This window comes from Enterobacter sp. RHBSTW-00175 (genome assembly GCF_013927005.1).
GTDB lineage: Bacteria > Pseudomonadota > Gammaproteobacteria > Enterobacterales > Enterobacteriaceae > Enterobacter.
This window is the reverse complement of record NZ_CP055930.1, coordinates 2,559,485-2,586,036: the sequence shown is the minus strand read 5'-3', so window position 1 is coordinate 2,586,036 and position 26,552 is coordinate 2,559,485. Positions and strand designations below refer to the sequence as shown.

20 protein-coding genes, 1 tRNA gene and 4 pseudogenes are annotated in these 26,552 nt (G+C 48.5%); 7 read left to right on the top strand and 18 right to left on the bottom strand.

Annotation, left to right across the window (positions count from 1 at the left end):
* Nucleotides 1-4 precede the first annotated feature (4 nt).
* Nucleotides 5-80, top strand: a tRNA-Phe gene (locus tag HV107_RS12275).
* Between the two features lie 195 nt (nt 81-275).
* On the opposite strand, the gene HV107_RS12270 is transcribed toward HV107_RS12275, so the two are convergent.
* From HV107_RS12270 to HV107_RS12210, 13 genes are all read right to left on the bottom strand, one after another.
* The gene (locus tag HV107_RS12270; RefSeq protein WP_016807923.1) at nt 276-1,307 is read right to left on the bottom strand and encodes a site-specific integrase; all 1,032 of its coding nucleotides are present in this window, start codon (nt 1,305-1,307) and stop codon (nt 276-278) included.
* A 60-nt stretch (nt 1,308-1,367) separates the two neighbouring features.
* Nucleotides 1,368-2,987, bottom strand: a complete 1,620-nt coding sequence (locus HV107_RS12265) for a TraI domain-containing protein (protein ID WP_016807924.1) — start codon at nt 2,985-2,987, stop codon at nt 1,368-1,370.
* Nucleotides 2,988-3,053: 66 nt separating this feature from the next.
* Entirely contained in the window at nt 3,054-4,562 is a 1,509-nt protein-coding gene (locus HV107_RS12260; RefSeq protein ID WP_029591438.1) for a UvrD-helicase domain-containing protein, read from the bottom strand.
* A gap of 310 nt (nt 4,563-4,872) precedes the next feature.
* Complete coding sequence (locus HV107_RS12255; RefSeq protein WP_029591439.1) at nt 4,873-6,729, bottom strand: DUF2357 domain-containing protein; 1,857 nt, start codon at nt 6,727-6,729, stop codon at nt 4,873-4,875.
* Between the two features lie 11 nt (nt 6,730-6,740).
* Nucleotides 6,741-9,299, bottom strand: a complete 2,559-nt coding sequence (locus HV107_RS12250; protein WP_016807927.1) for an AAA family ATPase — start codon at nt 9,297-9,299, stop codon at nt 6,741-6,743.
* Nucleotides 9,300-9,637: 338 nt separating this feature from the next.
* A complete protein-coding gene (locus HV107_RS12245) occupies nt 9,638-10,570 on the bottom strand; it encodes a DUF1281 domain-containing protein (protein WP_016807928.1) in 933 nt (310 codons plus the stop codon).
* A 105-nt stretch (nt 10,571-10,675) separates the two neighbouring features.
* Nucleotides 10,676-11,662 carry an ArdC family protein gene (locus HV107_RS12240; protein ID WP_016807929.1) on the bottom strand — a complete coding sequence of 329 codons (987 nt, stop codon included), beginning with the start codon at nt 11,660-11,662 and terminating at the stop codon, nt 10,676-10,678.
* Between the two features lie 81 nt (nt 11,663-11,743).
* The gene (locus HV107_RS12235) at nt 11,744-12,091 is read right to left on the bottom strand and encodes a hypothetical protein (protein WP_016807930.1); all 348 of its coding nucleotides are present in this window, start codon (nt 12,089-12,091) and stop codon (nt 11,744-11,746) included.
* Nucleotides 12,092-12,158: 67 nt separating this feature from the next.
* Nucleotides 12,159-12,761 (bottom strand): DUF3085 domain-containing protein, encoded by a 603-nt coding sequence (locus HV107_RS12230; RefSeq protein WP_016807931.1) that lies wholly within the window; start codon nt 12,759-12,761, stop codon nt 12,159-12,161.
* A 75-nt stretch (nt 12,762-12,836) separates the two neighbouring features.
* Complete coding sequence (locus tag HV107_RS12225; RefSeq protein WP_016807932.1) at nt 12,837-13,484, bottom strand: hypothetical protein; 648 nt, start codon at nt 13,482-13,484, stop codon at nt 12,837-12,839.
* Nucleotides 13,485-13,568: 84 nt separating this feature from the next.
* Nucleotides 13,569-13,934: a hypothetical protein gene (locus HV107_RS12220; protein ID WP_016807933.1), complete on the bottom strand. Its 366-nt coding sequence runs from the start codon at nt 13,932-13,934 to the stop codon at nt 13,569-13,571.
* A 78-nt stretch (nt 13,935-14,012) separates the two neighbouring features.
* On the bottom strand, nt 14,013-14,387 hold the full coding sequence (locus HV107_RS12215) for a hypothetical protein (protein WP_016807934.1): 375 nt from the start codon (nt 14,385-14,387) through the stop codon (nt 14,013-14,015).
* Entirely contained in the window at nt 14,380-14,748 is a 369-nt protein-coding gene (locus HV107_RS12210; protein ID WP_045282254.1) for a hypothetical protein, read from the bottom strand. Before HV107_RS12210 ends, HV107_RS12215 begins: the two co-directional genes overlap by 8 nt.
* A gap of 403 nt (nt 14,749-15,151) precedes the next feature.
* On the opposite strand from HV107_RS12210, the gene HV107_RS12205 reads away from it, so the two are divergent.
* The 4 genes and pseudogenes from HV107_RS12205 (at nt 15,152) to HV107_RS27265 (ending at nt 16,965) form a co-directional block, all read left to right on the top strand.
* A complete protein-coding gene (locus HV107_RS12205; protein ID WP_016807936.1) occupies nt 15,152-15,454 on the top strand; it encodes a PIN domain-containing protein in 303 nt (100 codons plus the stop codon).
* A gap of 28 nt (nt 15,455-15,482) precedes the next feature.
* Nucleotides 15,483-16,191: pseudogene (locus HV107_RS12200) on the top strand (IS1 family transposase).
* A gap of 78 nt (nt 16,192-16,269) precedes the next feature.
* Nucleotides 16,270-16,545: an IS1-like element transposase gene (locus tag HV107_RS27270; RefSeq protein WP_000179213.1), complete on the top strand. Its 276-nt coding sequence runs from the start codon at nt 16,270-16,272 to the stop codon at nt 16,543-16,545.
* Nucleotides 16,464-16,965: pseudogene (locus HV107_RS27265) on the top strand (IS1 family transposase). The gene HV107_RS27270 and the pseudogene HV107_RS27265 overlap by 82 nt, the downstream one beginning before the upstream one ends.
* 14 nt (nt 16,966-16,979) lie before the next feature.
* Here the strand turns inward: HV107_RS27265 and HV107_RS12190 are convergent.
* The 4 genes and pseudogenes from HV107_RS12190 to lacI form a co-directional block, all read right to left on the bottom strand.
* Nucleotides 16,980-17,120, bottom strand: a pseudogene (locus tag HV107_RS12190) (maltose acetyltransferase domain-containing protein); the annotation flags it as partial.
* 83 nt (nt 17,121-17,203) lie between these two features.
* The gene (gene lacY / locus HV107_RS12185; RefSeq protein WP_064146656.1) at nt 17,204-18,439 is read right to left on the bottom strand and encodes a lactose permease; all 1,236 of its coding nucleotides are present in this window, start codon (nt 18,437-18,439) and stop codon (nt 17,204-17,206) included.
* 51 nt (nt 18,440-18,490) lie between these two features.
* Nucleotides 18,491-21,565: a beta-galactosidase gene (lacZ, locus tag HV107_RS12180; protein WP_181250253.1), complete on the bottom strand. Its 3,075-nt coding sequence runs from the start codon at nt 21,563-21,565 to the stop codon at nt 18,491-18,493.
* 122 nt (nt 21,566-21,687) lie between these two features.
* Nucleotides 21,688-22,770, bottom strand: a complete 1,083-nt coding sequence (lacI, locus tag HV107_RS12175; RefSeq protein WP_024193489.1) for a DNA-binding transcriptional repressor LacI — start codon at nt 22,768-22,770, stop codon at nt 21,688-21,690.
* Nucleotides 22,771-23,063: 293 nt separating this feature from the next.
* On the opposite strand from lacI, the gene HV107_RS12170 reads away from it, so the two are divergent.
* Complete coding sequence (locus HV107_RS12170; protein ID WP_016809494.1) at nt 23,064-23,270, top strand: DUF1471 domain-containing protein; 207 nt, start codon at nt 23,064-23,066, stop codon at nt 23,268-23,270.
* 509 nt (nt 23,271-23,779) lie between these two features.
* Here HV107_RS12170 and HV107_RS12160 read toward each other — a convergent pair.
* Nucleotides 23,780-24,679 carry an integrase domain-containing protein gene (locus tag HV107_RS12160; protein ID WP_026056053.1) on the bottom strand — a complete coding sequence of 300 codons (900 nt, stop codon included), beginning with the start codon at nt 24,677-24,679 and terminating at the stop codon, nt 23,780-23,782.
* 1,195 nt (nt 24,680-25,874) lie between these two features.
* Between HV107_RS12160 and HV107_RS12155 the strand changes: the two are divergent.
* Nucleotides 25,875-26,552 (top strand): annotated as a pseudogene (locus HV107_RS12155) (IS630-like element ISEc33 family transposase); the annotation flags it as partial.

The window sequence follows — 26,552 nt, the reverse complement described above, 5'->3', positions numbered from 1 at the left end:
CGTTGCCCGGATAGCTCAGTCGGTAGAGCAGGGGATTGAAAATCCCCGTGTCCTTGGTTCGATTCCGAGTCCGGGCACCACTAATTTTGCATCAAAGCACGCTGGTTAAGAGATGAGAACCTTAACGGGCGGTTAATACAGGGGCCGGTCATTACGGAATGTCCTCCGGTGTAGGCGTATCTGCACTGGTTAACGTTTCTGAATCAGTCCCTCAAGTCAGGGAGCCTGTGTCCGCAGGCTCCCTGTTCTCGATCACTGGCAATAATCCCAGTCAATCAGTTTTGTGTCAATAGTTGTAATTCCCTTTCTACACAGAGATCTGTGTGCAGCGACAATTCTTCTTCCAGTGTTTTTCCCACAATGTCCATATTGAGTTCCACATATTCCATTGTTGTGCTTACGCTACGATGACCCAGTAAATCTTTAACCAACTGAAGATTCCTTTCCGGTGCTTTCATCAGTTCTGTAGCCAGGGTATGTCTGAAACGGTGCGGCGAAACGGCAAAACCACATTCCTTTGACAGACGGCGAAAAAAGGAGCGGATCTTTTGATGCATCACTGTCACATCATTCCTATCAAATTTTGCCTTTTTCCCGGCAATGTAAAAACTGACATCGAAGAGGTTATCTTTTGGCCCGGCTCCAGCCTCCGTTGCCCGTGTAAGAAGAAGCTGTAGCCGCAAACGCAGCTGCTTAACAACGGGAACGCGCCATTCCCTGTGCGTTTTACTCCCCTCAAGGCGCAGATCTATATAACCTTCTGTCAGATTGACGTCCCTGAGCTGAATATGCAGCAGTTGATTTTGCCTCATTCCCGTATATCTGAGCGTATCCAGGACGGTTATCCAGAACCAGGCCGGGTAAAGCGCACTCCGACCGCCACGTGCGAAAATTTTCCGGTTGGATTCAATTTCAGCCTGCTGCATTATCAGATAAAGGCGGGTTAGCTGAGAGCGGTTTAAAGTCCGCTTTTTCTTTCTGTCCCGCTGTACAGTGCAATTGTTAAAAGGGTTTTTGCCCGCAGGCAATAAACCACTTTCCATAGCATAGTTATAGAGGGCCCTGAGATGTGCAATTTTATTGTTCCAGGTCTGCGCCGATTGTTGCTTTTCTCTGAGTACATGTCGCCGCCATCTGAGTACTTCATGATGTGTAACCATTGATGGGGTTATGTCTGCCCCCGTAAATTTCAGGAATCCCTTTACAACCTTTGCGTAGCTCCATTCTGTTGCAGCTCGCAGGTTTCGGGCGAAGAAGTACTCCTCAAGCAATTCTTCCCATGTCGTATAATGGTTTTTGTCAGACATACAGCATTTCCTTTTTCTAAATCAAGCTGCCCTTAAGGGCCCTCATGGACTGCCCCTCCTTCACAGGAAAGACAGAAGTCCGCTGTCTTCAGGGGAAGACGCCCCTCTGAAAAGGTGTGTAGTCTTGACAAGATATCCACTTACAGGTTTAAACGTGCCTTCTTTGCCAGGCGAGTGGTACAGTTTTGCTTTAATAAAACGCTCTCCCCTGCGCACCCTGTGAATATGCAGCTTCTCAAATTCAATTTGTATGGAATCCCTGCTTAGCTCTGCTCCGCTTTCTCTGATGTAAAGATAAAATATGTCCGGAACCCTGAGAAAGATGAACCCTGCAACTGCATGCGCCCTCGAATCAGGCTGATTAATATCAATTCGCTTGCTCTTAAGTCCTTCAGAAAGCCACCTGACAAATTCAGTGCCAGTCTGTTTTTTTATCACTGTTTTTTGTGCGTCAATGTTAATGCTGTGTAAAGGGATGTTATCCTCTACAGCGCGTTCAGGGAAAGAGTCTTCTGCTACTGTCTGATTTATCTCAGGCTTATCAGCTTCGGGACTTAGTTCATTAAGGGGGGAAAATTCTGGCACACTTTCTGCTCTCGTACTGATTGAAGGCTCTTCATCACATGCTTCAGTCCCGGTCATATCAGGCTCTGCAATTGCACTGAACAGACTTAGCAGCATCTCTGTATCAGCCTTCTCTGTTTCGTTTGGATCACATTCCGTAATCTCGCCTGCCTTTTCATTGCTGACGAGATTGCTGTCATCAGCCATCGGCACCGGTGCAATAGAAGATGCGAGTTGAATACCCTGCAAATCTGGAACTTCTGGCGATGCAGTTTTAAGTTTTGCTTCTACTGACGGTTCTGATTCAATCTCTTGATCAGACGGCGTTTGCGTAACTGAAAGGGCCGGCTCTATGAGGGTGTTAACTTTCTCATTTGCCCCGGATACCTCCAGCGAAGGCGATTCCACCTTTTCAGCAGCTTGCTTCATTAAGCTTCTAATAAGTGGCATCGCCGGATGCTGGTTCCATAAGGCCCCGGTAAGATTGCCCAGAGCTTCGGGATTTTCTGCCAGCCATCCTGTCGCCTCTGCTGGCACAAGTTGTCCTGCTGCCAGCGCTGCAAAAGCTGAGGAGTTGTCAGCTTCCCGGAAGCGAAATCGATAAGGTGAGTCCGGAACGGTTATTCCCGGAAGCCAGCTTTTACCATCAAGCAGCTCACCCTCCAGAGACGCCAGGAGCGGCAAATGCCAGAACAGTGCAGACCAGAAAATGACTGCATTCCACATCACGTTTTGCTCTGCCTGCTCTTCTGGCGCAGCTCCGGGTGGAAACATGTATCCTTTGGCCAGTCTGACCGCACAGGTTGTGAACTGCAGCGTAAGGTCCCCGAAGCCGTCTGACTGCGACCACCTTCCCTGCTGTGTTGCCGGCACATTCTGTACCCTGGCCAGTAAGCCATGCAGTGGCGTTATATAAAACCGGTGATAAACATCCGCCGGAAGTGAGCTGTTTTCCCATATTTGTTGCAGGCAGGTTTTTCTCAACGGACTACAGCACAGCGTATCGACCGTACGCGGAGTGTGGTAGCCGGCAGGTGTGACAGCGGATACATGATGTGCTGGTTCCGGTTCACCTTTTGAAAACAGAAACCTAAGGGTCCTGATTCTGTCGCGCATGATTTTCTCCTGGTATAGGGCTGCCCAGTGTTGTGACACTCCCCGCGCTTCACCATAAAAAACCAGTTACTCACTCTCAGAAGTTTTTCCCGTTTCTTCGTGCCTGTCGGCGCTCTCTCCATTTCCGGACGGTACGGTTTCGTGCGTCGTCTCGCGGTTTTTCCCGCCTTCATCACTCAGCCAGCGCATCAGTTCGTTAAGCACAAGCGTTCTTCTGGCCCGGGTGACAGCCACGTACAGCAGGTTAGTCTCATCCTGCCGCTCATCCTGCGAAAGAAGCGGGTCGGTAATGTCAGTAAAATCCTCACTCAGCATTACCACCGGCCATTCCAGCCCTTTGCTGCGGTGTGCGGTTGAAACCGTGACCTGAGCGTCTTTCTCATGGGTTACCACCTGACGGCGCATGATGGCCAGCTTTTGCGGTAGTGGGAAAAAGTCATCGAGAAGACGAATGGCCTGGTTCATCTCCACGTCCTGTGTGGCTTTTGCTATTGAGCAGTATTCATCAAAATCCCGGTAGTCCCGGCTGAGGCGCGGGGACTGCATCTTTTCAGGCATATCGGCGGAGAACCAGTACAGGTTTTCCAGCTCCTCTGTTTTGTAGCCTTCAATCCCCCCGACCCAGAAGACATTTTTCTCCATAAGGCTCGCCGTCAGGGCACTGCCGATCACGCCGGATACCGTCCGGCTCAGTACAGCAATATGCTCAGCCCCTGCCGGAAGGCTGCTGACGACAGCATCCTGCCCCCCGTTACCTGTCACGCGCTTTTCCTCTCCGGCACGTTCAAGCAGGATGTTGGCCATCCGCGCGACCTCAGGGCCAAACCGAAAACTCGCTGTCAGCCACAACCGGTCTGCCTGCACCAGCTGCGGGGCTCTCAGTGCATTATCTGCCCCCCGAAACCGGTATATCTGCTGGTAACGGTCGCCGACCAGAATGACCCGGCAGGGCTGATTCAGTACAAATGCACTGGTCACCGGATTGGCGTCCTGTGCCTCGTCGAAGAGGATGGTGTCCCAGCGTTTTGACAGGTCAGGATGAGAGAGCTGGAACAGTTTAAGGTAGGTGTCGTGCGTGACGGGAAAGACTGAATCAGTACGGCTCATTTCATACCAGAGGATTTGTATTGCCCCCAGAATTTTACCGGCATCGAGACCGTGGCGATCATCCTCAGACGGCAGATGTATCAGCCCCGGCTCGGGGTCAGCACTGCAGAGGAACATGTTCAGCCCGCTGAGCGCCAGCCGCGCCAGCGCCCAGTGGCGGGTATTGAGCTTTCTGGCCACATCCGTAATGCGCAGACTGGCTGTCAGCCGGTCACGGAAATGTTTGCCGAAACGGGCCCATGCAAGCTGATGCGACGTTTTACACTCTACGTTATAGGGGAATTTGCGTTCAGCCTCATCCCGCACAGCGCGATTATAGGCGAGGTAAAGCATTTTACTTTCCGGGTTGGCTTCAGCGTAACTCACTAAAGTGGAGGTTTTACCTGTACCGGCAAAGGCATTCACCACGAGATGATTGCCCTTCCACTCGATGATGGCGTTTTGTTCGGCTGTTGTTTTCCAGGTCACTGTGTTCTCCCGCAGCAGCAGATGTAAAAAAACAGCCTGACAGCGGGAAGCGTGCACTTCGAGAAAAAACCAGATCCCTTTTTTCAAAGATAAAAAACGCCCCCGAGCGGGAGCGTAAAAATGATGATCTTATTTTTTTATACTACGTATACATGACAAGTTAGCAACATCCACAAACTTGCGCTGACGTTAACAATAATCGCTATCAATTATCTTAATTGGTCTTTCATTCACTCTCTCCGCTATTCACGCACTATTTTTATCTATAGAATTCTTCAGGAGATATTTAATGTAAAACTTTACAATCCCCCTAAGCACTTAAAACGTTCATTAAGTAGCGACCTTGACCTTCTGTGTTAACACGTTGCTCCATAAGAGTTACCATCTTTAAAAGAGAATGTTGGAAACAATTATTACTTATATACTCTTCCCCAGGAGAAATGGTAGCGCATAATAAAAATGGCATAGCTGGCCTATCCGAATAAATATCAAATGATGAATTATGGAAATCTCTAATGAGTAGTTTCTCATCAGGATTTAAAATAATCAAACCAATGATGGAACTATTTGCATCTGAAATAGAATGAAGTCCATGAAGATATTTAAGCGTTAACTCAGGTAAATAATGTAAAAAGGCTTTATCAGTAGAAGTATACTTCGCATCAAGAATGAGATACTTGTCAATACCATTCCCATTGCTAATATGTATTACAAAGTCGGGAGATCGATTAGAAAATCTCCCTGAGGAAGAACGATGAGTCACCATACCATTGTAAGTTGTCCATCCTTCACTGTTAACCAAACCTCTTAGGTCTGCCATGGGATGGGTGGCCATCCAATATTTTGGCTCATATAGTAATTTTAGAGTAGCCCCTTTTCTAAGATTAAAAACAAATGATATTGATTCATTAACTGGTTCGGGCGCGGATTTAGAGCCTATATGCTGTCCTAATATCTCTCTTATATAGAAAAGAGAATAGTATTCAAACAATTTTGGAATGCTTTGTATGGATAATAACTCTTCTTGAACACTCCAATCAGGTTTCCCAAATCGGTACCAGTCAACGATCTTTTTGAAAACAGAAAGGTATAAAGGATCCTTTTTGGCTTTCATTGTAAACGTGGGCACTCCGATTATATGTTTTTTTGCAGGCATCACCTCTGCCATTATCCTTTTAAGAGAATGTAAATCTGATAATATTGATTTGCATTTTAAAATTTTTCGCCCATTAATACTCTTCTGAAATTTTTGTATTTGAGAGAAAAAACTAACATACCCTAAAGGGCTTCCATTTATTCTATTTGGATACTTATCAGGGTTTTTGAAGCCTGAAAGAAGAGAAGAAGTGGTTTGAATTAAAGTCATAACAAAACCATGCAAAACTTGATTTTCATAAACGTCAGAATCTTCTACTGCCTGGTGCTCAATAAGCTTTCTCGCCCCATAAAGCTCATCGTTAAACTCCAAAATTGCACTTTCATATGAATCTGTTTCAAATAGCTCATCAGTGTTGCTACATAGCCATGACAGCGTCAAATCATCAATATTTGTGTTGTCACTCGGATAAACATATTTCTCCCGACTTGTTAATTTAGAAATAGGTCTTTGTATTATTTTTCTTATCAGGGTTGTCGTTATTTCGACAATGCTTTCAATTTGTTCTAGTAAAATTTCAGCAGGAGTATCCCCATTTTTGAAACCTGCTTTCCGCCGAGTTACTCTGAAAAAAGCACAAAGAGCATTACTATCGATTTTTGCTATATAGTTCAGCATCTTATCAACTCGCTCTGCATTTAACTTTTTTGCCAGAACTTCTATCGATTGAAAACTAAAAAGTTCAGTCCTTTCACCGTATTGAGCTTCAAGTACTAATTCGGCTATTCCATAGTAATTATGGAAAAAACATTCATATGAAAAACGCCCTAGCCTTTTGGGAAGCCATCTGTAAGTCCAAAGCTCGCCTACACGTTCGATTAAAGTAGGTTCCACTTCATTTTCGTATAATAACAAAGAAATCTTTTCGTAATAGTTTTCACTCGTAAAGGCTATTTCTATAGCTTCATCTTCAAGAATGAATAATGATGAGTTGATTTTTTCATCGATTAACTTCAGTTCAAAAGCATCTCCCTGACGCTTCCCCCCTAAAATTGAAACCTTAATTTTCATAATCAACAATCCTAAAAATAAGAGTAAGATTCGCTATAAATATCACCATTATTTATTATATTTCTAAGTGTTGCTTTAGAAATATGAAGATCAAACTCCACAAGCTTTTGCTCAAGATTGTGCAATCTTTCTTTGAAACCTGCACCGTACCCCTCAATCAATGGCAAAACGTGCTGATTTATTGCAAAATCTAGAGGCTGAACTTGTAACCCTTCGATTTCATTAGCAATATAGCAATACCTCTTCATTGCATTATATTTTCTTTGACTGACTCTAACAGAAGTAGTTCTGGTAAGAGGAGCTTTTAATATTTCTATTATTTCATCAAGTAAGTTCTCCTCTTCCGTCGTAAAAGAAGACTCATATAAGCTCACATCAAAACAACTTTCCAACCATTCGTTTTTCACAGCGCCTTCAAATGCTAAAGATCTTATAACGTTCGATTTAAATTCTGCGTTGTGATTTAAACCTATTACGGGTACCCGGTCGATTAACCTTGGCGATAAACGTTCAGTTGACGCATCATTGTTAATAGTTGCTATAAAACGCACACCATCAGCCACGGTAATATATCTTTCGTCTTCAGATGGAATGCCAGAATCAATTTTTCTATTTCTTCCTTCGGGATCACACATACCTAGAAAGTCTGACCAATAGTGTTCGACGCTAGACAGGTTGGCCTCATCAAGTAGAATTATTTTCAAATAATCTGGATTATGATCACTCTTCAAAAACTCATAAAGACCTGTACGGGCTGGCTGGTAAACGTCTTTTAAGGAATTATAAAATCCTAAGATGTCTCGGCTTGATACCCAAGCTCTTCCGACTGGAATATTAATAAAGTTACTAGTATTGTATGTATTCTCACCATTAGTCAAGCCCATATTTTGAGCTAATCTAATAGCCGTGGAGGTTTTTCCTGTTCCCGGAGGGCCTGATAAAATTGTCATGAATGATTGATTCAAGCATATAATTAAATTCGCCATTTCATCAAATGAAAAATTCCTTCCATTATCGTTGCTAAATGAATCAACTAAGTAATTAATGTATTCTTTTCTGTTTTCTTTATTCAGTTCGATAGTTGATGGATTTATCTTTGTTTTATATATTTTCGGCGTGCTTTCTCTTGCCCTGCCACCATTCAAGAGAGTTTTGAGGTTTTGTATTGTTTGTATCTCTACAGTTTTTTCCAGAAGCTGTGGAGAGTTCAAAGTTGCTTTTTTAAGTTTAAGTGCTTTCTCAGCTGATTCTTTGTCTTTTTCAATATCCTCTTTAAGCCTTTTCAGATAATTTATTTCTTCATTCAGAGAATTATAATCATTTACCCTAGACTCCATTGAGTAGAATTGTTCAAGCTTAATGCTTGCATTTTTAATGTTTTCTTCTAACTCAGCATTTTTTTCCGTCAAAGCCTGCTGTTTTTGAAGGAGAAGGTCATGAGCATCTTCAGCAGACTGTTTTTTTATTCTCTCAAGTTCTTCTCTAGCCCTGACCTTTTCATATTCAACATTTTTTAATTCAGAATCTAATTCTGCTTTTTTATTTGTTATTAGCCTTTCTAAATCACTTATCTCTTTATTTAATTTACTCTTCTGTACTCGAGTAACTTCCTCTAGTTCTTTAGACTTTTGCTTAACCAGCAGGTCTTTATTTTTGCTGAAATAATCATCTAAATAAAGCCTGCCATCCCTACTTTCTGCTAAAAACTCTTGAACAATCTCTTGGCCGAATGGACTTGAATCTAAAAATTCTCCAAGTAGCTCCTTAAGTCTTTTAAGACGCTCGCTATTCTCTAATACTTTATTCTTCTTAACATACTCATCAATCCCTTGCGACAACTTTTGCGCTTCACTTTTTCCTAAAGGAGATTTATTTTTCGAAAATCCATTTCCAAATCCATTTTTGGTGAAGTAAGAAACAAGCCTTGTATCTGAAATGTAATCTTTTTGCTCAAACAATAAACTGGAGAGGTCTTTCAAATTTTTAATATATTTTCTAACTTCACCTTTAATAATTAACTCATAAGAAAAATCATTAGCTATAATTTCCTTTAAATCAAACCTTGCTATATGGTCTTGTTTAAGCTGTAAGGGTGACGGTGTAGATAAAGGAGATAATTGCCAATTGTTATCTTGTTTGGAGGCTTTAAACGGTCCATATACATAGCCCTCATTCTCAATAAAGAATTGAGCGCTAGGGGCGTCAATATCATGACCAAGGAAACCTGTTTTTATATCGGGGAGAGCAGATTTTATAATTGGAATAAAGTAGCTTTTATCGAGCCTTTCTACTTTACTTCCAAGTCCAAAATGCTTTTGATGTCTTGTATTAATTTTCCAGTCATCATCATTGCTTTCGTAATATTCATTAAGAATAAATAATTCATCATATCCAAACTGCTGGCTTATATTCAAAAATCCTTTGGAAATAAATATTCCTCCATTAGGAAAATCGCTAGGATCAATTTTTTCATAATTTCCATTTTCATCAAGATAAGCAACAGGAATCACAAGCCCCATATCAGGGTTAACTGTATGATTTTCTTCCTTTATAACCAATAACCTGTTCATAGAACCTCATTCGAAACCATAAGAAACGTTAATATTAATATGCTACTATTAACATGTTGAAATCATTATTAAGAATTAGCTTAATTATGAGCATTCCTTATAGAACGACTTGAAACATTTAGCAATGGATGGTAGTTGAAAACTTCTTGTTTTTGGTAAGTGGCAGGTATTGATTTGAACTCCTTAGCTCGCCAAAAAGAATTATCATTAAATTCAAATGGTTAATTATTCCGTTTGAAGCCACAATAAAAAGGAATACATATCCTGGTCAACTGGCCGTCGGCTGAGAAAAAAATGCCACGGCAGAGCCGTGGCTGAGTCAACGGAGGAACAGGCTTTTACCCCCGGACCTCACGATATGATGCAGGTTCCTGAGCCGGTGAAGCGGGCTCATCGCTGACGAGATAAAGCACCTGTCCGGGTTGAGGCGCGCCGGACGCGCCTTTGTGTCCGTCAACATGCTCACCGCCGTCATAGCAGTCGTAACCGCTGAGCCCGCTCACGGGCTCGCTGTAGCTGTGACGCACCTCGCAGTCAAACACCGCTGAGATTTCCCCGACAACCTCACCTGACGGCGGGAGCCAGGGCATATCCATCTGCAGCGTAAGACTGTTAGGCGTATGGCGCTGCCAGTTGACGTTGTGCCCGGCCGGCCACTCCATGCCGTACTGCCGGCAGTAGAGGCTGGTTGTGGTCGACACACCGGACATCAGCCCCCCGGAGCCGTTCAGCTCTGCTGCCAGCCGCGTAGGTATGACGGCCAGCATATCGCAGGGCTGGGAGCGTTCAGGATACTGGCTGAGCCGCTCCCAGGCAGTTGCAGCATGAGACTCATCGCCGGCGCTGACCAGACCAAACCAGTCGGTATACTGTCTGGCAATCAGCTCCGCCATAACCTCACGTGCCGGGTCGGGAATATTCTCCCATTTCAGCGCGCCCAGACCTGACTGGTGATAAAGCCGGTCCACGGCTCTGATGGTTTCCGCATCGAGGATGGCATCCTTCAGCAGGAGCGCCAGCCAGCTTTCAAACGCCTGATTGGCCGCAGTGGAAAGCCCGGTGCCTGCACGGACCAGCCCCTGACAGGGCGGATACGACGTGGTCCGCACCGGCTTGAGTATCCCCGCCGCGCCAGCCAGAAACAGCTGTATGCTCTGCTGCACTGCGTGGCGGTGACGCGGTACGTCAGTGCCGTTTATCCACTGCAGCATGACATCGATGCAGACTGATTTACCGGTGATTTCCAGGCGGTTATGACACCATTCGGACATAGTGAATACTCCTCTTTCATAAAAAAAAGAGGACACAGCCCCGTGAGGAGCGGTGTCCTCACGGGACGGCGACAGTTACGGAATAACCGTCACCGGATAAGTTAATTACGCCGCCACAGCCTGACTTTCAGGCAGTGCCAGCAGATATTCCGACGCTTCCCGGGCATGCCGGCAGGCGCGGAACAGGGCCTTTTTGTCAGATTTCAGCACCTTCAGCCAGTGGTCCACATAGCTGTCGTGCTGAACCTCACCGAACACGCCGAGCTGAGCACACAAAAACGCGCTGCCCATTTCGGCGATGAGCTCCTCAAAGGCATACACCGGGTCCCCGAACTGCCGGGATGAGGAGGTTATCCCCTCCCGGTTAAGTCGCTTCGCATGACCGGTACTGTGTACAAGCTCATGCAACAGCGTGGACCAGCAGTCCGCTTCCGTAAAAAACTGCTCAGCCATCGGCATCACAATTTCATCCGTCAGCGGGCGGTAATATGCCCGGTTCTGAGGCAGCATCCGGTTTTTAACCCCAGTGGCGTTAAACATCCGGATCACCCTGTTCATCACGTCCGGACAGAGTATGCCGTCCTCATCCACCGTCGGTGGTTGCTCAGGTGAAGCCGCAACCTCTGCCGGCAACCCCTCACACTGCTCAGCGTTGAACAGCTGCAGGGGTTTGAGCATCGGCACGGTTTCCATCAGCGGTTTACCGTCACTGTCATAAAGGCGGTTGCCTTCGCGATCCTCTGCCTGCTTCGTCCAGTCCTTATAAACCACCGCCAGGGTGGCTTTCTCACCCTTACGCACCTGCCCGCCAGCCTGCTGCGCCTGCCGGTAAGTCATCCAGCGGTTATTGCGAAAACCCTGCTCTTCCGCTGACATCCAGAGAAGCAGGACATTCACGCCGCTGTAGTGACGTCCGGTTGTGGCATTCAGGGGCAGACCGGCCAGACCGCTGCCGGCAGCCGCGCGCCACGGCTTACGCCAGGGCGCTACGCCGTTTTCCAGCGCGACAACAATGCGGTCGGTGATCTGGCGATAAAGGTCAGTCGGTTTTGCCGGACGGCGAGCCGCCTTGCGTGAAGTCGTTTTTTTCATGAGATATACCTTTAATCAGAGGCATACCCCTGCGCCGGCGAGCGCAGAGATACGCCCGTCGACGGGAAATTCAGAGGTCAGTTACCATGCGGCATAAAACCACAGGTATTCATGTTCAAAGTCAAAATCACTGAGCAGGCTTTCCAGCCTGTCACGCAGGGTGAAAACGTACTGCAGCCGGCGCTGAAGAAGCGGATTATCCTCATTCCCCTCTGTAAATGTCGCAATCGCACAGTCCAGCCTCTCTTTCAGTTGCTGAATATGCTCGCGTGACAGTTCCAGACAGGTCGCGTTTTCCACCTCACCGACGTGCTTATCCAGCCAGGTAATCAGTGAAAAATCGCGGCTCAGTTCACACACCGGATGATACGGTGCCGGTACTGCGACGATCTGCCGGTGCTGGCTGTAGAGAAAAATATCCAGTCCCATACGGGCCTCCTTCGGTTCAGAAAGAGGCAGGAATCTTTCCGGCAGGAAAAGTCCCTGCCGGGGTGAATTAACGTCCGGTTATTCGCAGCGCCCCCTGCGGGGTCACCTGCGATAACCTGGCCTGCAGCCTGCCACAGGCGTTCAGAAAAGTTTGATGATCTTCAGGCTTCGCCCGCTTACAGCTGATGAAGGCCGCCTGCGTCAGCAGACGCACGGCGTTTTCACGCCAGCGGCAGAGTTCATCAGGCCCGACACAGGCACTGAAGTGACAGACTGCACTCGCCAAAAGCTGATCGGCCTTCTGGCGATACTGCGCCACTTTCACCCGGTCAGTCGCAGCGGTGAGCACCTGTATCTGTGTGTCGGTAATCAGGAGCCTCAGGTCCGTCCTGCCGGACAGTACAGAGGTGGCTACCGCGTCGCTTATCGACAGTGATTCAATGAAATCATCGCCGCCGGCAAGCAGGCGTGCCGTGTCGTACCAGTCCTCATTTTTCTGAGGGTGACACCCTGCGGCATACGCAATACGCGGCACCGGATCGTTGCCCTGCCAGGCACCGGTGGCCGGCATAAGATAAACACCCTCATCCTTTGCCAGGTGAAGCTGGCCTCCCTGCATACGGGCGGTTAGCAGGACGTTAGTCAGGTCTTTATTGTCGAAAAAAAGCATGGGGCTCTCCTGTAAAAACGGGAGAGCCGCTCCGTCCGGAGTCATCTCTCCCGACGGGGTTAAAGTCAGTACTGTTTAAAACGAGTCAGATTTTTCCGCGACCCGCTTCAGTTCGTACAGATGGAATTCCGCCAGCACGAAGGCATTCCAGTCCTCATTGCTCAGCACCCGCTCACCACCGGAGAGCAGCTGCAGCAGCAGGGAATCAAACGCGCCCTCGCCTACCGGTGTTTTCAGTACCGACTGAGGCGCGGTCAGCGTCGGCTGCTCAGGCAGACCGAGATGTTGTTCAATCCAGCGTAACGGTAACGCCCAGCTGCGACCCTCGTCTGAAGAATGTATCCGGAAGCTGTCCGGACACAGGTTATGCAGCAGGACCATCACAATACGTGCAAAGAAATCGCAGGGCTGATGCTGAAAATCCAGCTCCTGGATACTCAGCGTATTGCGGTTGCGCTCCCGCTCTATAGTCATGTTGACCGGCCAGACACTGCCGCCTGTGTCGCCACGAAACGCCATGACATCAGCAACCGGAAACAGGTCAGCCGCGCGATTAAGCGACGGCAGATACGTATTCCCCGGACGCAGACGCACCGGCAGTTGCCAGAAAGTTTCTGTGACGGCCAGAACGAAAGCATGCCAGTGTCGCAACGGAACCGTGCTGACATGCTCGATGGTGTAGACAACCGACATGGAAGCCGGCGAAGAAAACTGGTTTTTCATCGATAAATCCTCCGCGAATAAAAAAGGGGGGATTTATCCCCCGGACGGGAGTAAATCCCCGTCAGGGTGTGTTCTGTCTGCTGATTACATCCGTTCGAGAGCCGCTATAGCCCGATCACACCGGGCATCCTGGATACCTTCATCCACGGCCTTCTCCCAGAAGGGCCGGTTAATTTCTTTTCCCAGCTCGTCCAGCGTGAAGAGCAGATTTTTAGACGTATCAGGCAAAGGCGGAATATCGCCTTCCCCGAGTAAAAAGACAAACCAGCCATAAGCTGTGCCGGTCCCAATGATGGAATCTTCCAGAAACGTCAGTTCATTCGTTTCATCCCGGTCCGTATGAAGATCGAGACGCTGAAATGCCCTGATGCTCAGGAGTTCACTCTCAAGCAGGCAAAGCCAGCTGAGCGTGTCCAGTGGAGTTTTAAGCGTATAAACGTCTGTGTGCATGGGTATATCCTCAGGTAAATAACGGGATATCCCCGTCAGGGTCCACAACATTTCACGGTCACGGCCTTCATCAGCCGATCAGTGCAGTGCATATGAATCAGATTGCTCCTGATACACATATTCAGGATTAAAGCGGAGGCGTTGCAGCACAGCTAACGACAGTGGATCAGCGAAATTTATGCCAGAAACGGCCACACCATCCAGTATGTCGCCGGCCTTAACCCGGGAAGAATATCCGTAATACTGACACCAGACGCAAAGTTCGGGGTCAGCCGGATCACAATCACCGAGCGGTGCGACAAAAACCTGTTCGCCACAGGAGACGTTATCTCTGAGGATTTCGCCCCTGATGAAAACGCCACTTACGGGGCCATACTGAGCGGGACATACATCCCGTCGCGTCTCAGACATCGACAGAATACGAAAAGTGACGTCGTGCAGTGCTTCAGTCATGAGAATGCCCTCCGGAAAGAAAACGGTAGCGCAGGTGTGCCAGATGCTGTGCCTGGCGGCAGGCATGGCGGTATGCGTTTCGACGACCTGTTATTCCCTCAGGAAAGGAAACCGGCAGGCGGTGAAAAACATACTCGGCGCGGTGGCAGCCTGTACGAACGGTAAGAAAGACGTTAACGCCCTGGTCTTTGACAGAAGAGATATGAGCACGGACGGCATAATTGCCCGAGCCGTTGACATACCAGTTGCTGTTGCGATGCAGATAAATGAAAGATTTCAATTTCCGGACAGCTGCGTCAGCAGACTGCTGAAGCTGAGTAAGGATATGTTCAGGGAAAATCGCAGAAGAGATGACAGACATTGTGTTTCTCCATAAAAAAAGGAAACACCTGCCCGAGCGGGAAGTGTTTCCCGTCGGGGAGTCAGAAAAAACAACATTCTGACTGTCTGGTTAGTACAGAAGGAACCTTTATCGTCGCGTCATAGTGCGCTTAAATTGACGATATCTGCTCTCAAAGGTGTGCAGATTTACCAATTTTTTGCCCCTTTTCAGGTTACAGGAGCTTTTGTTGTAGCCACCCGAAGGCGATTCTCACAGGCTACTGAATCATTGGTGGTTGCAAAAGCAACGTATAAGCCTGTTCATTTTCAAAACAAAACGCAGATCTGTCAAGCCGCAGATAACCTTGTGTACTGAATCATACAACAAGTATTGGATGAGACTTATACTGAACCATCCCCCCAACCATCTCAGGAAGATGATCATGGAACTCATTACCCGCCTTGTTTATATCGATACATCTGCCTATGAACGAAAGCATTTTCAGTTTGGCTTATACATTCTTGAAAAACTGGAGAATTTTGCATCACATGATAAAGTGCGTATCCTTGTTACTGACATCACACGCAGAGAAATTGAATTACATATTCGTAAAAACGCTGAGGAAGCCTTAAAAGAACTTAATAAATTTCAGAAAACGTATGCCCCGATACTGAGAACTACTCCGGCGCATGTACCAACAGAGATATTCGTAAAACCAGGTAATGCTGCCAACTTACTGATTTAGTGTATGATGGTGATTTTAAGGTGCTTGCGTGGCTTCCATTTCCATCAGATGTCCTTCCTGCTCCGTTACTGAAGGCGTGGTGCGTAACGGCAAAAGCACTGCCGGACATCAGCGCTATCTCTGCTCTCATTGCCGTAAAACATGGCAACTACAGTTCACTTACACCGCCTCTCAGCCCGGTACGCACCAGAAAATCATTGATATGGCCATGAATGGCGTCGGATGTCGCGCCAGTGCACGCATTATGGGCGTTGGCCTCAACACGGTTTTACGTCACTTAAAAAACTCAGGCCGCAGTCGGTAACCTCGCGCATACAACCGGGCAGTGATGTGATTGTCTGCGCTGAAATGGACGAACAGTGGGGCTACGTCGGTGCTAAATCACGTCAGCGCTGGCTGTTTTACGCGTATGACAGGATACGGAGGACGGTTGTGGCGCACGTCTTCGGTGAACGCACTCTGGCCACACTGGAGCGTCTTCTGAGCCTGCTGTCGGCCTTTGAGGTCGTGGTATGGATGACGGATGGCTGACGGATGGCTGGCCGCTGTATGAATCCCGCCTGAAGGGAAAGCTGCACGTTATCAGCAAGCGTTACACTCAGCGCATTGAGCGACATAACCTGAATCTGAGACAACATCTGGCAAGGCTGGGACGGAAGTCACTGTCGTTCTCAAAATCGGTGGAGCTGCATGACAAGGTCATCGGGCATTATCTGAACATAAAACACTATCAGTAAGTTGGAGTCATTACCCGATGCACGGTGATGCTGCCAACTTACTGATTTAGTGTATGATGGTGTTTTTGAGGTGCTCCAGTGGCTTCTGTTTCTATCAGCTGTCCCTCCTGTTCAGCTACTGACGGGGTGGTGCGTAACGGCAAAAGCACTGCCGGACATCAGCGCTATCTCTGCTCTCACTGCCGTAAAACATGGCAACTGCAGTTCACTTACACCGCTTCTCAACCCGGTACGCACCAGAAAATCATTGATATGGCCATGAATGGTGTTGGATGCCGGGCAACCGCCCGCATTATGGGCGTTGGCCTCAACACGATTTTACGTCACTTAAAAAACTCAGGCCGCAGTCGGTAACCTCGCGCATACAGCCGGGCAGTGACGTCATCGTCTGCGCGGAAATGGACGAACAGTGGGGCTATGTCGGGGCTAAATCGCGCCAGCGCTGGCTGTTTTACGCGTATGACAGGCTCCGGAAGACGGTTTGCGCACGTATTCGGTGAACGCACTATGGCGACGCTGGGGCGTCTTATGAGCCTGCTGTCACCCTTTGACGTGGTGATATGGATGACGGATGGCTGGCCGCTGTATGAATCCCGCCTGAAGGGAAAGCTGCACGTAATCAGCAAGCGATATACGCAGCGAATTGAGCGGCATAACCTGAATCTGAGGCAGCACCTGGCACGGCTGGGACGGAAGTCGCTGTCGCTCTCAAAATCGGTGGAGCTGCATGACAAAGTCATCGGGCATTATCTGAACATAAAACACTATCAATAAGTTGGAGTCATTACCCTTTTTTCAACTTCTGATGGATGCGAGTGATTGAACTCATACATTAATGTTTTCCCACGAAGTCTTTTTTCAGGTAAGCCTTCGCACATATCGGTAAATAGCTTGCCTGCTTTTATTTTTTCTGTCATCGACATGTTCATTTTTAACATTCCGTCCTGATAAGTTGGTCGGATAAGGCGCTCGCGCCGTATCCGACATTAATTTCTTAAGCGACTTCATTCACCTAGCGACGCAGCAGGGAAAGTGGGCCGGGGCCGCTAAGCGTGAACACGGAAATTAAGGTGAAGCCCAGCGCCACCAGACCCAGCACCAGGTAAGCGCCCTGGAAACCGATGCTTTCATACATATTGCCCGCCAGAATAGACATAAAAATCATCGCCAGTTGCTTAAAGAAGCAGAAACAGACCAGATAAATCGTCGCTGAAAAACGCACTTCAAACTGGCTGGTAATATATTTAAAGCTGCCCACCAGCAGGAACGGTACTTCAAACATATGCAGCGTTTTCAGAATAACCACTTCCAGTGCTGAGGTAGCGAACGATGAGCCAATAATACGTACTGACATAATAGTGCCAGCCAGCAGCAGGGCGTTTTTCCCACCGATGCGATTAATGATCAGTGGCGCAAAAAACATAATCGAGGCGTTAAGTAATTCGCCCATTGTCGTTACGTAGCCAAATACCCGCGTACCCTGTTCACCGGTAGCAAAGAACGAAGTAAAGAAATTAGCAAACTGTTGGTCAAAAACATCGTAGGTGCAGGAAACGCCAATAACATACAGTGACAAAAACCACAGTTTTGGCTGTCTGAACAGTTCCAGCGCCAGCTTAAGGCTAAATGCCGAATGGTTGGCACCTACCGCATTGGCAACCGTGGCAGAAGAGGGCGCATCTGTTTTGGCGAAAAAGAGCAAAACGGCGAGGATGAATGCACAGCCAGAACCCAGCCAGAAAACAAACTGATTATTGATGGTGAACATGATGCCGACAATCGAGGCACACAGCGCCCAGCCAACACAGCCAAACATCCGCGCGCGACCAAATTCGAAATTACTGCGACGGCTGACTTTCTCGATAAATGCCTCTACTGCTGGCGCACCGGCGTTAAAACAAAAGCCTAGATAAATACCACCAACAATCGATCCTACTAAAATGTTGTATTGTAACAGTGGCCCGAAGATAAAAATAAAGAACGGCGCAAACATCACTAACATACCGGTAATAATCCACAGCAGGTATTTGCGCAGCCCGAGTTTGTCAGAAAGCAGACCAAACAGCGGTTGGAATAATAGCGAGAACAGAGAAATAGCGGCAAAAATAATACCCGTATCACTTTTGCTGATATGGTTGATGTCATGTAGCCAAATCGGGAAAAACGGGAAGTAGGCTCCCATGATAAAAAAGTAAAAGAAAAAGAATAAACCGAACATCCAAAAGTTTGTGTTTTTTAAATAGTACATAATGGATTTCCTTACGCGAAATACGGGCAGACATGGCCTGCCCGGTTATTATTATTTTTGACACCAGAGCAACTGGTAATGGTAGCTACCGGCGCTAAGCTGGAATTCCGCCGACACTGACGGGCTCCAGGAGTCGTCGCCACCAATCCCCATATGGAAACCGTCGATATTCAGCCATGTGCCTTCTTCCGCGTGCAGCAGATGGCGATGGCTGGTTTCCATCAGTTGCTGTTGACTGTAGCGGCTGATGTTGAACTGGAAGTCGCCGCGCCACTGGTGTGGGCCATAACTCAATTCGCGCGTCCCGCAGCGCAGACCGTTTTCGCTCGGGAAGACGTACGGGGTATACATGTCTGACAATGGCAGATCCCAGCGGTCAAAACAGGCCGCAGTAAGGCGGTCGGGATAGTTTTCTTGCGGCCCTAATCCGAGCCAGTTTACCCGCTCTGCTACCTGCGCCAGCTGGCAGGTCAGGCCAATCCGCGCCGGATGTGGCGTATTGCTCGCCACTTCAACATCAACGGTAATCACCATTTGACCACTTCCATCAATCCGGTAGGTTTTCCGGCTGATAAATAAGGTTTTCCCCTGATGCTGCCACGCGTGGACCGTGGTAATCAGCACCGCGTCGGCAAGCGTATCTGCCGTGCACTGCAACAACGCTGCTTCGGCCTGGTAATGGCCCGCCGCCTTCCAGCGTTCGACCCAGGCGTTAGGGTCAATGCGGGTCGCTTCACTTACGCCAATGTCGTTATCCAGCGGTGCGCGGGTGAACTGATCGCGCAGCGGCGTCAGCAGTTGTTTTTTATCGCCAATCCACATCTGTGAAAGAAAGCCTGACTGGCGGTTAAATTGCCAACGCTTATTATCCAGCTCGATGCAAAAATCCGTTTCGCTGGTGGTCAGTTGCGGGATGGCGTGGGGCGCGGAGGGGAGTGTCACGCTGAGGTTTTCCGCCAGACGCCACTGCTGCCAGGCGCTGATGTGTCCGGCTGCTGACCATGTGGTCGCGTTCGGTTGCACTACGTGAACCGTTAGCCAGAGTTGTCCGGCGCTCTTCGGCTGCGGTAGTCCAGGCAGTTCAATCAACTGTTTACCTTGTGGAGCGACATCCAGAGGCACTTCACCGCTTGCCAGCGGCTTGCCATCCAGCGCTACCATCCAGTGCAGGAGCTCGTTATCGCTATGACGGAACAGGTATTCGCTGGTCACTTCGATGGTTCGCCCGGATAAACTGAACTGGAAAAACTGCTGCTGGTGTTTTGCTTCCGTCAGCGCCGGATGCGGCGTGCGGTCGGCAAAGACCAGACCGTTCATGCAGAACTGGCGATCATTCGGCGTATCGCCAAAATCACCGCCGTAAGCCGACCACGGATTGCCATTTTCATCATATTTAATCAGCGACTGATCCACCCAGTCCCAGACGAAGCCGCCCTGTAAACGGGGGTACTGACGAAACGCCTGCCAGTATTTAGCGAAGCCGCCAAGACTGTTACCCATCGCGTGGGCGTATTCGCAAAGGATCAGCGGGCGCGTCTCTCCAGGCAACGAAAGCCATTTTTTGATGGACCATTTCGGCACAGCCGGGAAGGGCTGGTCTTCATCCACGCGCGCGTACATCGGGCAAATAATATCGGTTGCGAAGGTGTCGGCTCCGCCGCCTTCATACTGTACCGGGCGGGAAGGATCGACAGATTTGATCCAGCGATAGAGTGCGTCGTGATTAGCGCCGTGGCCTGATTCATTCCCCAGCGACCAGATGATCACACTCGGGTGATTACGATCGCGCTGCACCATTCGCGTTACGCGTTCGCTCATCGCGGGTAGCCAGCGCGGATCATCGGTCAGACGATTCATTGGCACCATGCCGTGGGTTTCAATGTTGGCTTCATCCACCACATACAGGCCGTAGTGGTCGCACAGCGTGTACCACAGCGGATGGTTCGGATAATGCGAACAGCGCACGGCGTTAAAGTTGTTCTGCTTCATCAGCAGGATATCCTGCACCATCGTCTGCTCATCCATGACCTGACCATGCAGAGGATGATGCTCGTGACGGTTAACGCCGCGAATCAGCAACGGCTTGCCGTTCAGCAGCAGCAGACCATTTTCAATCCGCACCTCGCGGAAACCGACATCGCAGGCTTCTGCTTCAATCAGCGTGCCGTCGGCGGTGTGCAGTTCAACCACCGCACGATAGAGATTCGGGATTTCGGCGCTCCACAGTTTCGGGTTTTCGACGTTCAGACGTAGGGTGACGTGATCGGCATAACCACCACGCTCATCGATAATTTCACCGCCGAAAGGCGCGGTGCCGCTGGCGACCTGCGTTTCACCCTGCCACAAAGAAACCGTCACCCGCAGCTCATCGCGCAGCTCGCCGTACATCTGAACGTCTGCCTCCAGTACAGCGCGGCTGAAATCATCATTAAAGTGAGTGGCTACATGGAAATCGCTGATTTGCGTGCTCGGTTTATGCAGCAACGAGACGTCACGGAAAATGCCGCTCATCCGCCACATATCCTGATCTTCCAGATAACTGCCGTCACTCCAGCGCAGCACCATCACCGCGAGGCGGTTTTCTCCGGCGCGTAAAAATGTGCTCAGGTCAAATTCAGACGGCAAACGGCTGTCCTGGCCGTAACCGACCCAGCGCCCGTTGCACCACAGATGAAACGCCGAGTTAACGCCATCAAAAATAATTCGCGTCTGGCCTTCCTGTAGCCAGCTTTCATCAACATTAAATGTGAGCGAGTAACAACCAGTCGGATTCTCCGTGGGAACAAATGGCGGATTGACCGTAATGGGATAGGTCACGTTGGTGTAGATGGGCGCGTCGTAACCGTGCATCTGCCAGTTTGAGGGGACGACGACAGTATCGGCGACAGGAAGATCGCACTCCAGCCAGCTTTCCGGAACCGCTTCTGGTGCCGGAAACCAGACAAATTGCCACTCACCATTCAGGCTGCGCAACTGTTGGGAAGGGAGATTGGTGCGGGCCTCTTCGCTATTACGCCAGCTGGCGAAAGGGGGATGTGCTGCAAGGCGATTAAGTTGGGTAACGCCAGGGTTTTCCCAGTCACGACGTTGTAATACGACGGCCAGTGAATCCGTAATCATAGTCATAGCTGTATCCTGTGTGAAATTGTTATCCGCTAACAATTTCACACAACATACGAGTCGGACGCATAAAGTGTAAAGCCTGGGGTGCCTAATGAGTGAGCTGACTCACATTAATTGCGTTGCGCTCACTGCCCGCTTTCCAGTCGGGAAACTTGTCGTGCCAGCTGCATTAATGAATCGGCCAACGCGCGGGGAGAGGCGGTTTGCGTCTTGGGCGCCAGGGTGGTTTTTCTTTTCACCAGAGAGACGGGCAAAAGCTGATTGCCCTTCACCGCCTGGCCCTGAGAGAGTTGCAGCAAGCGGTCCACGCTGGTTTGCCCCAGCAGGCGAAAATCCTGTTTGATGGTGGTTAACGGCGGGATATAACACGAGCTGTCTTCGGTATCGTCGTATCCCACTACCGAGATATCCGCACCAACGCGCAACCCGGACTCGGTAATGGCGCGCATTGCGCCCAGCGCCATCTGATCGTTGGCAACCAGCATCGCAGTGGGAACGATGCCCTCATTTAGCATTTGCATGGTTTGTTGAAAACCGGACATGGCACTCCAGTCGCCTTCCCGTTCCGCTATCGGCTGAATTTGATTGCGAGTGAGATATTTATGCCAGCCCGCCAGACGCAGACGCGCCGAGACAGAACTTAATGGGCCCGCTAACAGCGCGATTTGCTGGTGACCCAATGCGACCAGATGCTCCACGCCCAGTCGCGTACCGTCTTCATGGGAGAAAATAATACTGTTGATGGGAGTCTGGTCAGAGACATCAAGAAATAACGCCGGAACATTAGCGCAGGCAGCTTCCACAGCAATGGCATCCTGGTCATCCAGCGGATAGTTAATGATCAGCCCACTGACGCGTTGCGCGAGAAGATTGTGCACCGCCGCTTTACAGGCTTCGACGCCGCTTCGTTCTACCATCGACACCACCACGCTGGCACCCAGTTGATCGGCGCGAGATTTAATCGCCGCGACAATTTGCGACGGCGCGTGCAGGGCCAGACTGGAGGTAGCAACGCCAATCAGCAACGACTGTTTGCCCGCCAGTTGTTGTGCCACGCGGTTGGGAATGTAGTTCAGCTGCGCCATCGCCGCTTCCACCTTTTCCCGCGTTTTCGCAGAGACGTGGCTGGCCTGGTTCATCACGCGGGAAACGGTCTGATAAGAGACACCGGCATACTCTGCGACATCGTATAGCGTTACTGGTTTCACATTTACCACCCTGAATTGACTCTCTTCGGGTGCTATCATGCCATACCACGAAATGTTTTGCGCCATTCGGAGGGGGCACGCCGAAGTGAGATTCAAAATGCCGACGTCAGTTCACAGGTGGGTAATGATACCAACGTGTTGATTTCGTATTTTCACTGACACCAGGATCATCCTGATGTTACAAGGATTGAATGACTACAGATTAAAATAGTCATCAACAGGTTGACAGCATTACCCAGAATATCGCAGCCTGGCTTAAGTCATCCATTTAATTATTAATCAAGGGATTATCAATGAAAAATATCATGACGTTATTCCTCTCTATAATCCTGCCTTTTTCAGTCTGTGCTCAAACCGTGACGGCAACAGGCGATACACTGGAGCAGACGGAAGAAAAAATTCGCCAGCAGGCTGACAAGCAGGGTGACAGGTATTATAATATTACCGAAGCCCGCATGGGAAATAAAGTACATATCACAGCAGAAATCCTGCCGAAATAAATAGTTCGGGGTAATACTGCCCCCTGATTTTACAGGTATGGATATTGACGCGGTCAAAGATATTAATATCAATATTACATGCTGAAGGTTTTTATTTTTGATTCATTAATAACTTTATAAACTATCATGGGTGGGGAACTGCGAGTTACCCGTACATGTCGGGTAAAACTCACCCATCATCATGTACAGCAACTCCAGACTCCCCACTGGCAGCAGTACTTGCGGATATCTTGTCAAGAAAAATGCGAATGACTCACACACCCGGAATAAAGAAACGATATTTTTTGCATGTCAAAACAATTATCAGATTAAAAATAAATCCAACAAGTAAAAAAGAGACAATCAATCCTTTCAGAAACGGAAAGTCAATAAATGAAACAGTAAGACTTGCTGGCGCATCAAGCATTAAAGCTATTCGAACATGTAAATTTACTGATTGATAATTTAAAGAAGCCACAGCCCTGCATGAGCTGTGGCTGTACATCCTGAAAATTCAGTAGCGATACAATCTATTCTTTTTCCTTACGAAAATAAACTTGTTTAATATAACGCCCCCGACCATCTCCATGGCCCAGGTCCATTGAAACTAATGCCTCGGATTCATCGCGACTCATTCCATTTTTAATATGGTGATTTACAGCATCGCGGGAGTAAGCGTAACGTAAACTGTGCGGCGCATTTTTACCATTCATTCCGGCCTCTCTTACAATATTACGGTAGCGATCAATAGCGGTATGCAGAGAGGGTTTATCAATCAGTTTTCCGTTATGTTCACTGACATAACTAATTGCCTTGTCAAGAATTGATAAAACTTTTTCGCGATTAAAAACTGTCGTTTCCCTTGGACGTCCGCCTTTAGTCCCGAAAACAACACGGACACGCTCATGATTATTAATCAGTGCCTGCCTCCATGTCTTTAAAGACTTTGCAGACTGAACGGTTTCTTCTGTTCTCAATCCAAGATATCGGGAAAGTTGCACAGCAAGAGCAACGCCCTCGTCTTTTCTTTGGGCAAAACTGACCACAGCATTAAGTTTTTCGTCTGTAATGGGAAGTTTAGTTCCATCCCGGTTAGCACCAGAAATCCCGAGCGCCTGATTACTCAGGTTAATGTGACTGGGATCGGCCAGTTTATTTCTTCCTGCTGATAATAAAACAGAACGGATAGCAGACATCTCATTCTGTAACGTCCTGAGAGATAAACTATCTGCCTTCCTGCTCTCAATATACTTTTCAATATGGGAAGTTTTGATATGTTTTACGTCCCTGATCTGAATATTCAGTTCAGACAGTCGTTCAGAAAAACGTTCTGCGATTCTTGAACGGTCAGCCACCGTTTTATAACTTCCCCGCCCCTGACGGGCAAGCGTGACGAGTTGTTTGCACAGCTGTTTACTGAATCTGGACATTTCACTCTCTCCAAAGGCATACACGTCCCTCTGCTTGTAAAGAAGCAGACGGATCTGTAGACCAGCAATTCATTCCCCGACGACACGGTTGCTGTTGCGCTTCCTGCGTCTCGACTGGTATCTGTGCATCGGGGCGGCGAATTGTTGAGTTCTTGCGAGGCACCCCAGATCTCTGATCTGTTTGCTGCTTATGCAGAGCTGACTTACGTCAAGCTGCCTCCAACACTACTGCTCGTAGTGTCGCCATCGATACCGAGTCGATTTCCTCCTTACTGATAGTTGAACGTTCAGACGGCCTCCCGTCGTGCTTACGTTGATGTGAAAGTGATTTTAAAACCGCACTGACACGGGCTACATGTTGGTCAGATGGTAGTAAAACGTTGAAAACCACGTCTTACGTGGGTTGAGACGTTATGCGCTGCGCGCGTCACTTGGTAGTGTCTTCGCCACTTCACAAGTGACGCCGCGCAGCTTCGTGCTCCTAATGCAACTCCGTAAGCGGCCAAATGTACCAAATGGCCTTATCCGTCGATGCAAAAGTCGTACGAAACTCAGGGCGTATCACTGCAAATGAGAAGACGTTGAACTGATGCCGTTCACAGAACGGAAGTGAATTGAAACTGGCAGATTTGCTACACAGTAAACCTTCATCGCCGCGTCATAGTGCGCCTTCATAGACGATATCTGCTTTCAAAGGTGAGCAGATTTGCCACATTTTTCATGTACTCCCTTTCAGGCTTAGAGAGTTTTATTGTGCAGTCACCCGAAGGCGCTCCTCACAGACTGCCGGAACATTGGTGGTCGCAGCTTAAGTGCGACTGTAGCCACCCAAAGGCGCTCATCACAGGCTACAAGAGCATTGGTGGTCGCCAGTGCGACAGTACAACAGTTTGATAGTACCAACAGGGAAATACGACGTCAAATGGATGTAGACATCGTTTTTTGGGTGAGTAATATGTAGTTTTCTCCGATGAAAGTGGTTGATATGGATATTTTAAAACAACGCCTTATGATTCTGATTTTCGGATTATCTAACTTTTTATTCTTTTATTTATTATTAACCTCTATTGATCTAAATATATTCTTAATGACTAAATAGATGCGCGGAATAGTAGATCACTGAAAGGGAACTCAGCCCGGATTGTGCGATCTGATCAATCGCCAAACCAACCAAAACCACCAACCGGACTGAGCGATGCCGATCATAGCACCAATACCCCGTGGCGAACGACGCCTGATGCAGAAAGCTATTCATAAAACGCGCGATAAAAATCATGCCCGCAGACTCACGGCCATGCTGATGCTTCATCGGGGTGAACGGGTCAGCGATGTTGCCAGAACTCTCTGTTGTGCCCGTTCATCCGTTGGTCGCTGGATTAACTGGTTTACGCACTCAGGTATTGAAGGCCTGAAATCCTTACCCGCAGGGCGCTCCCGACGCTGGCCTTTTGAACATATCTGCACCCTGTTACGTGAGCTGATAAAGCATTCTCCCGGCGATTTTGGTTATCAACGTTCACGCTGGAGCACCGAATTACTGGCATTAAAAATCAATGAGATAACCGGTTGCCAGTTACATGCAGGAACCGTTCGCCGCTGGTTGCCATCTGCGGGGCTTGTATGGCGCAGGGCCGCGCCAACTCTGCGTATCCGTGACCCACATAAAGATGAAAAGATGGCGGTAATCCACAAAGCGCTGGATGAATGCAGCGCAGAGCATCCGGTATTTTATGAAGATGAAGTGGATATCCACCTTAATCCTAAAATCGGTGCGGACTGGCAGTTGCGCGGACAGCAGAAACGGGTAGTGACGCCGGGGCAGAACGAAAAATACTATCTGGCCGGCGCACTGCACAGTGGCACGGGTAAAGTC

Bases quoted from the DNA above. Each gene is read 5' to 3' on its own strand.
- HV107_RS12270 (WP_016807923.1), bottom strand. From the start codon at position 1,307: ATGTCTGACAAAAACCATTATACGACATGGGAAGAATTGCTTGAGGAG.
- HV107_RS12265 (WP_016807924.1), bottom strand. From the start codon at position 2,987: ATGCGCGACAGAATCAGGACCCTTAGGTTTCTGTTTTCAAAAGGTGAA.
- HV107_RS12255 (WP_029591439.1), bottom strand. From the start codon at position 6,729: ATGAAAATTAAGGTTTCAATTTTAGGGGGGAAGCGTCAGGGAGATGCT.
- HV107_RS12250 (WP_016807927.1), bottom strand. From the start codon at position 9,299: ATGAACAGGTTATTGGTTATAAAGGAAGAAAATCATACAGTTAACCCT.
- HV107_RS12245 (WP_016807928.1), bottom strand. From the start codon at position 10,570: ATGTCCGAATGGTGTCATAACCGCCTGGAAATCACCGGTAAATCAGTC.
- HV107_RS12240 (WP_016807929.1), bottom strand. From the start codon at position 11,662: ATGAAAAAAACGACTTCACGCAAGGCGGCTCGCCGTCCGGCAAAACCG.
- HV107_RS12235 (WP_016807930.1), bottom strand. From the start codon at position 12,091: ATGGGACTGGATATTTTTCTCTACAGCCAGCACCGGCAGATCGTCGCA.
- HV107_RS12230 (WP_016807931.1), bottom strand. From the start codon at position 12,761: ATGCTTTTTTTCGACAATAAAGACCTGACTAACGTCCTGCTAACCGCC.
- HV107_RS12225 (WP_016807932.1), bottom strand. From the start codon at position 13,484: ATGAAAAACCAGTTTTCTTCGCCGGCTTCCATGTCGGTTGTCTACACC.
- HV107_RS12220 (WP_016807933.1), bottom strand. From the start codon at position 13,934: ATGCACACAGACGTTTATACGCTTAAAACTCCACTGGACACGCTCAGC.
- HV107_RS12215 (WP_016807934.1), bottom strand. From the start codon at position 14,387: ATGACTGAAGCACTGCACGACGTCACTTTTCGTATTCTGTCGATGTCT.
- HV107_RS12210 (WP_045282254.1), bottom strand. From the start codon at position 14,748: ATGTCTGTCATCTCTTCTGCGATTTTCCCTGAACATATCCTTACTCAG.
- HV107_RS12205 (WP_016807936.1), top strand. From the start codon at position 15,152: ATGGAACTCATTACCCGCCTTGTTTATATCGATACATCTGCCTATGAA.
- lacY (WP_064146656.1), bottom strand. From the start codon at position 18,439: ATGTACTATTTAAAAAACACAAACTTTTGGATGTTCGGTTTATTCTTT.
- lacZ (WP_181250253.1), bottom strand. From the start codon at position 21,565: ATGACTATGATTACGGATTCACTGGCCGTCGTATTACAACGTCGTGAC.
- HV107_RS12170 (WP_016809494.1), top strand. From the start codon at position 23,064: ATGAAAAATATCATGACGTTATTCCTCTCTATAATCCTGCCTTTTTCA.
- HV107_RS12160 (WP_026056053.1), bottom strand. From the start codon at position 24,679: ATGTCCAGATTCAGTAAACAGCTGTGCAAACAACTCGTCACGCTTGCC.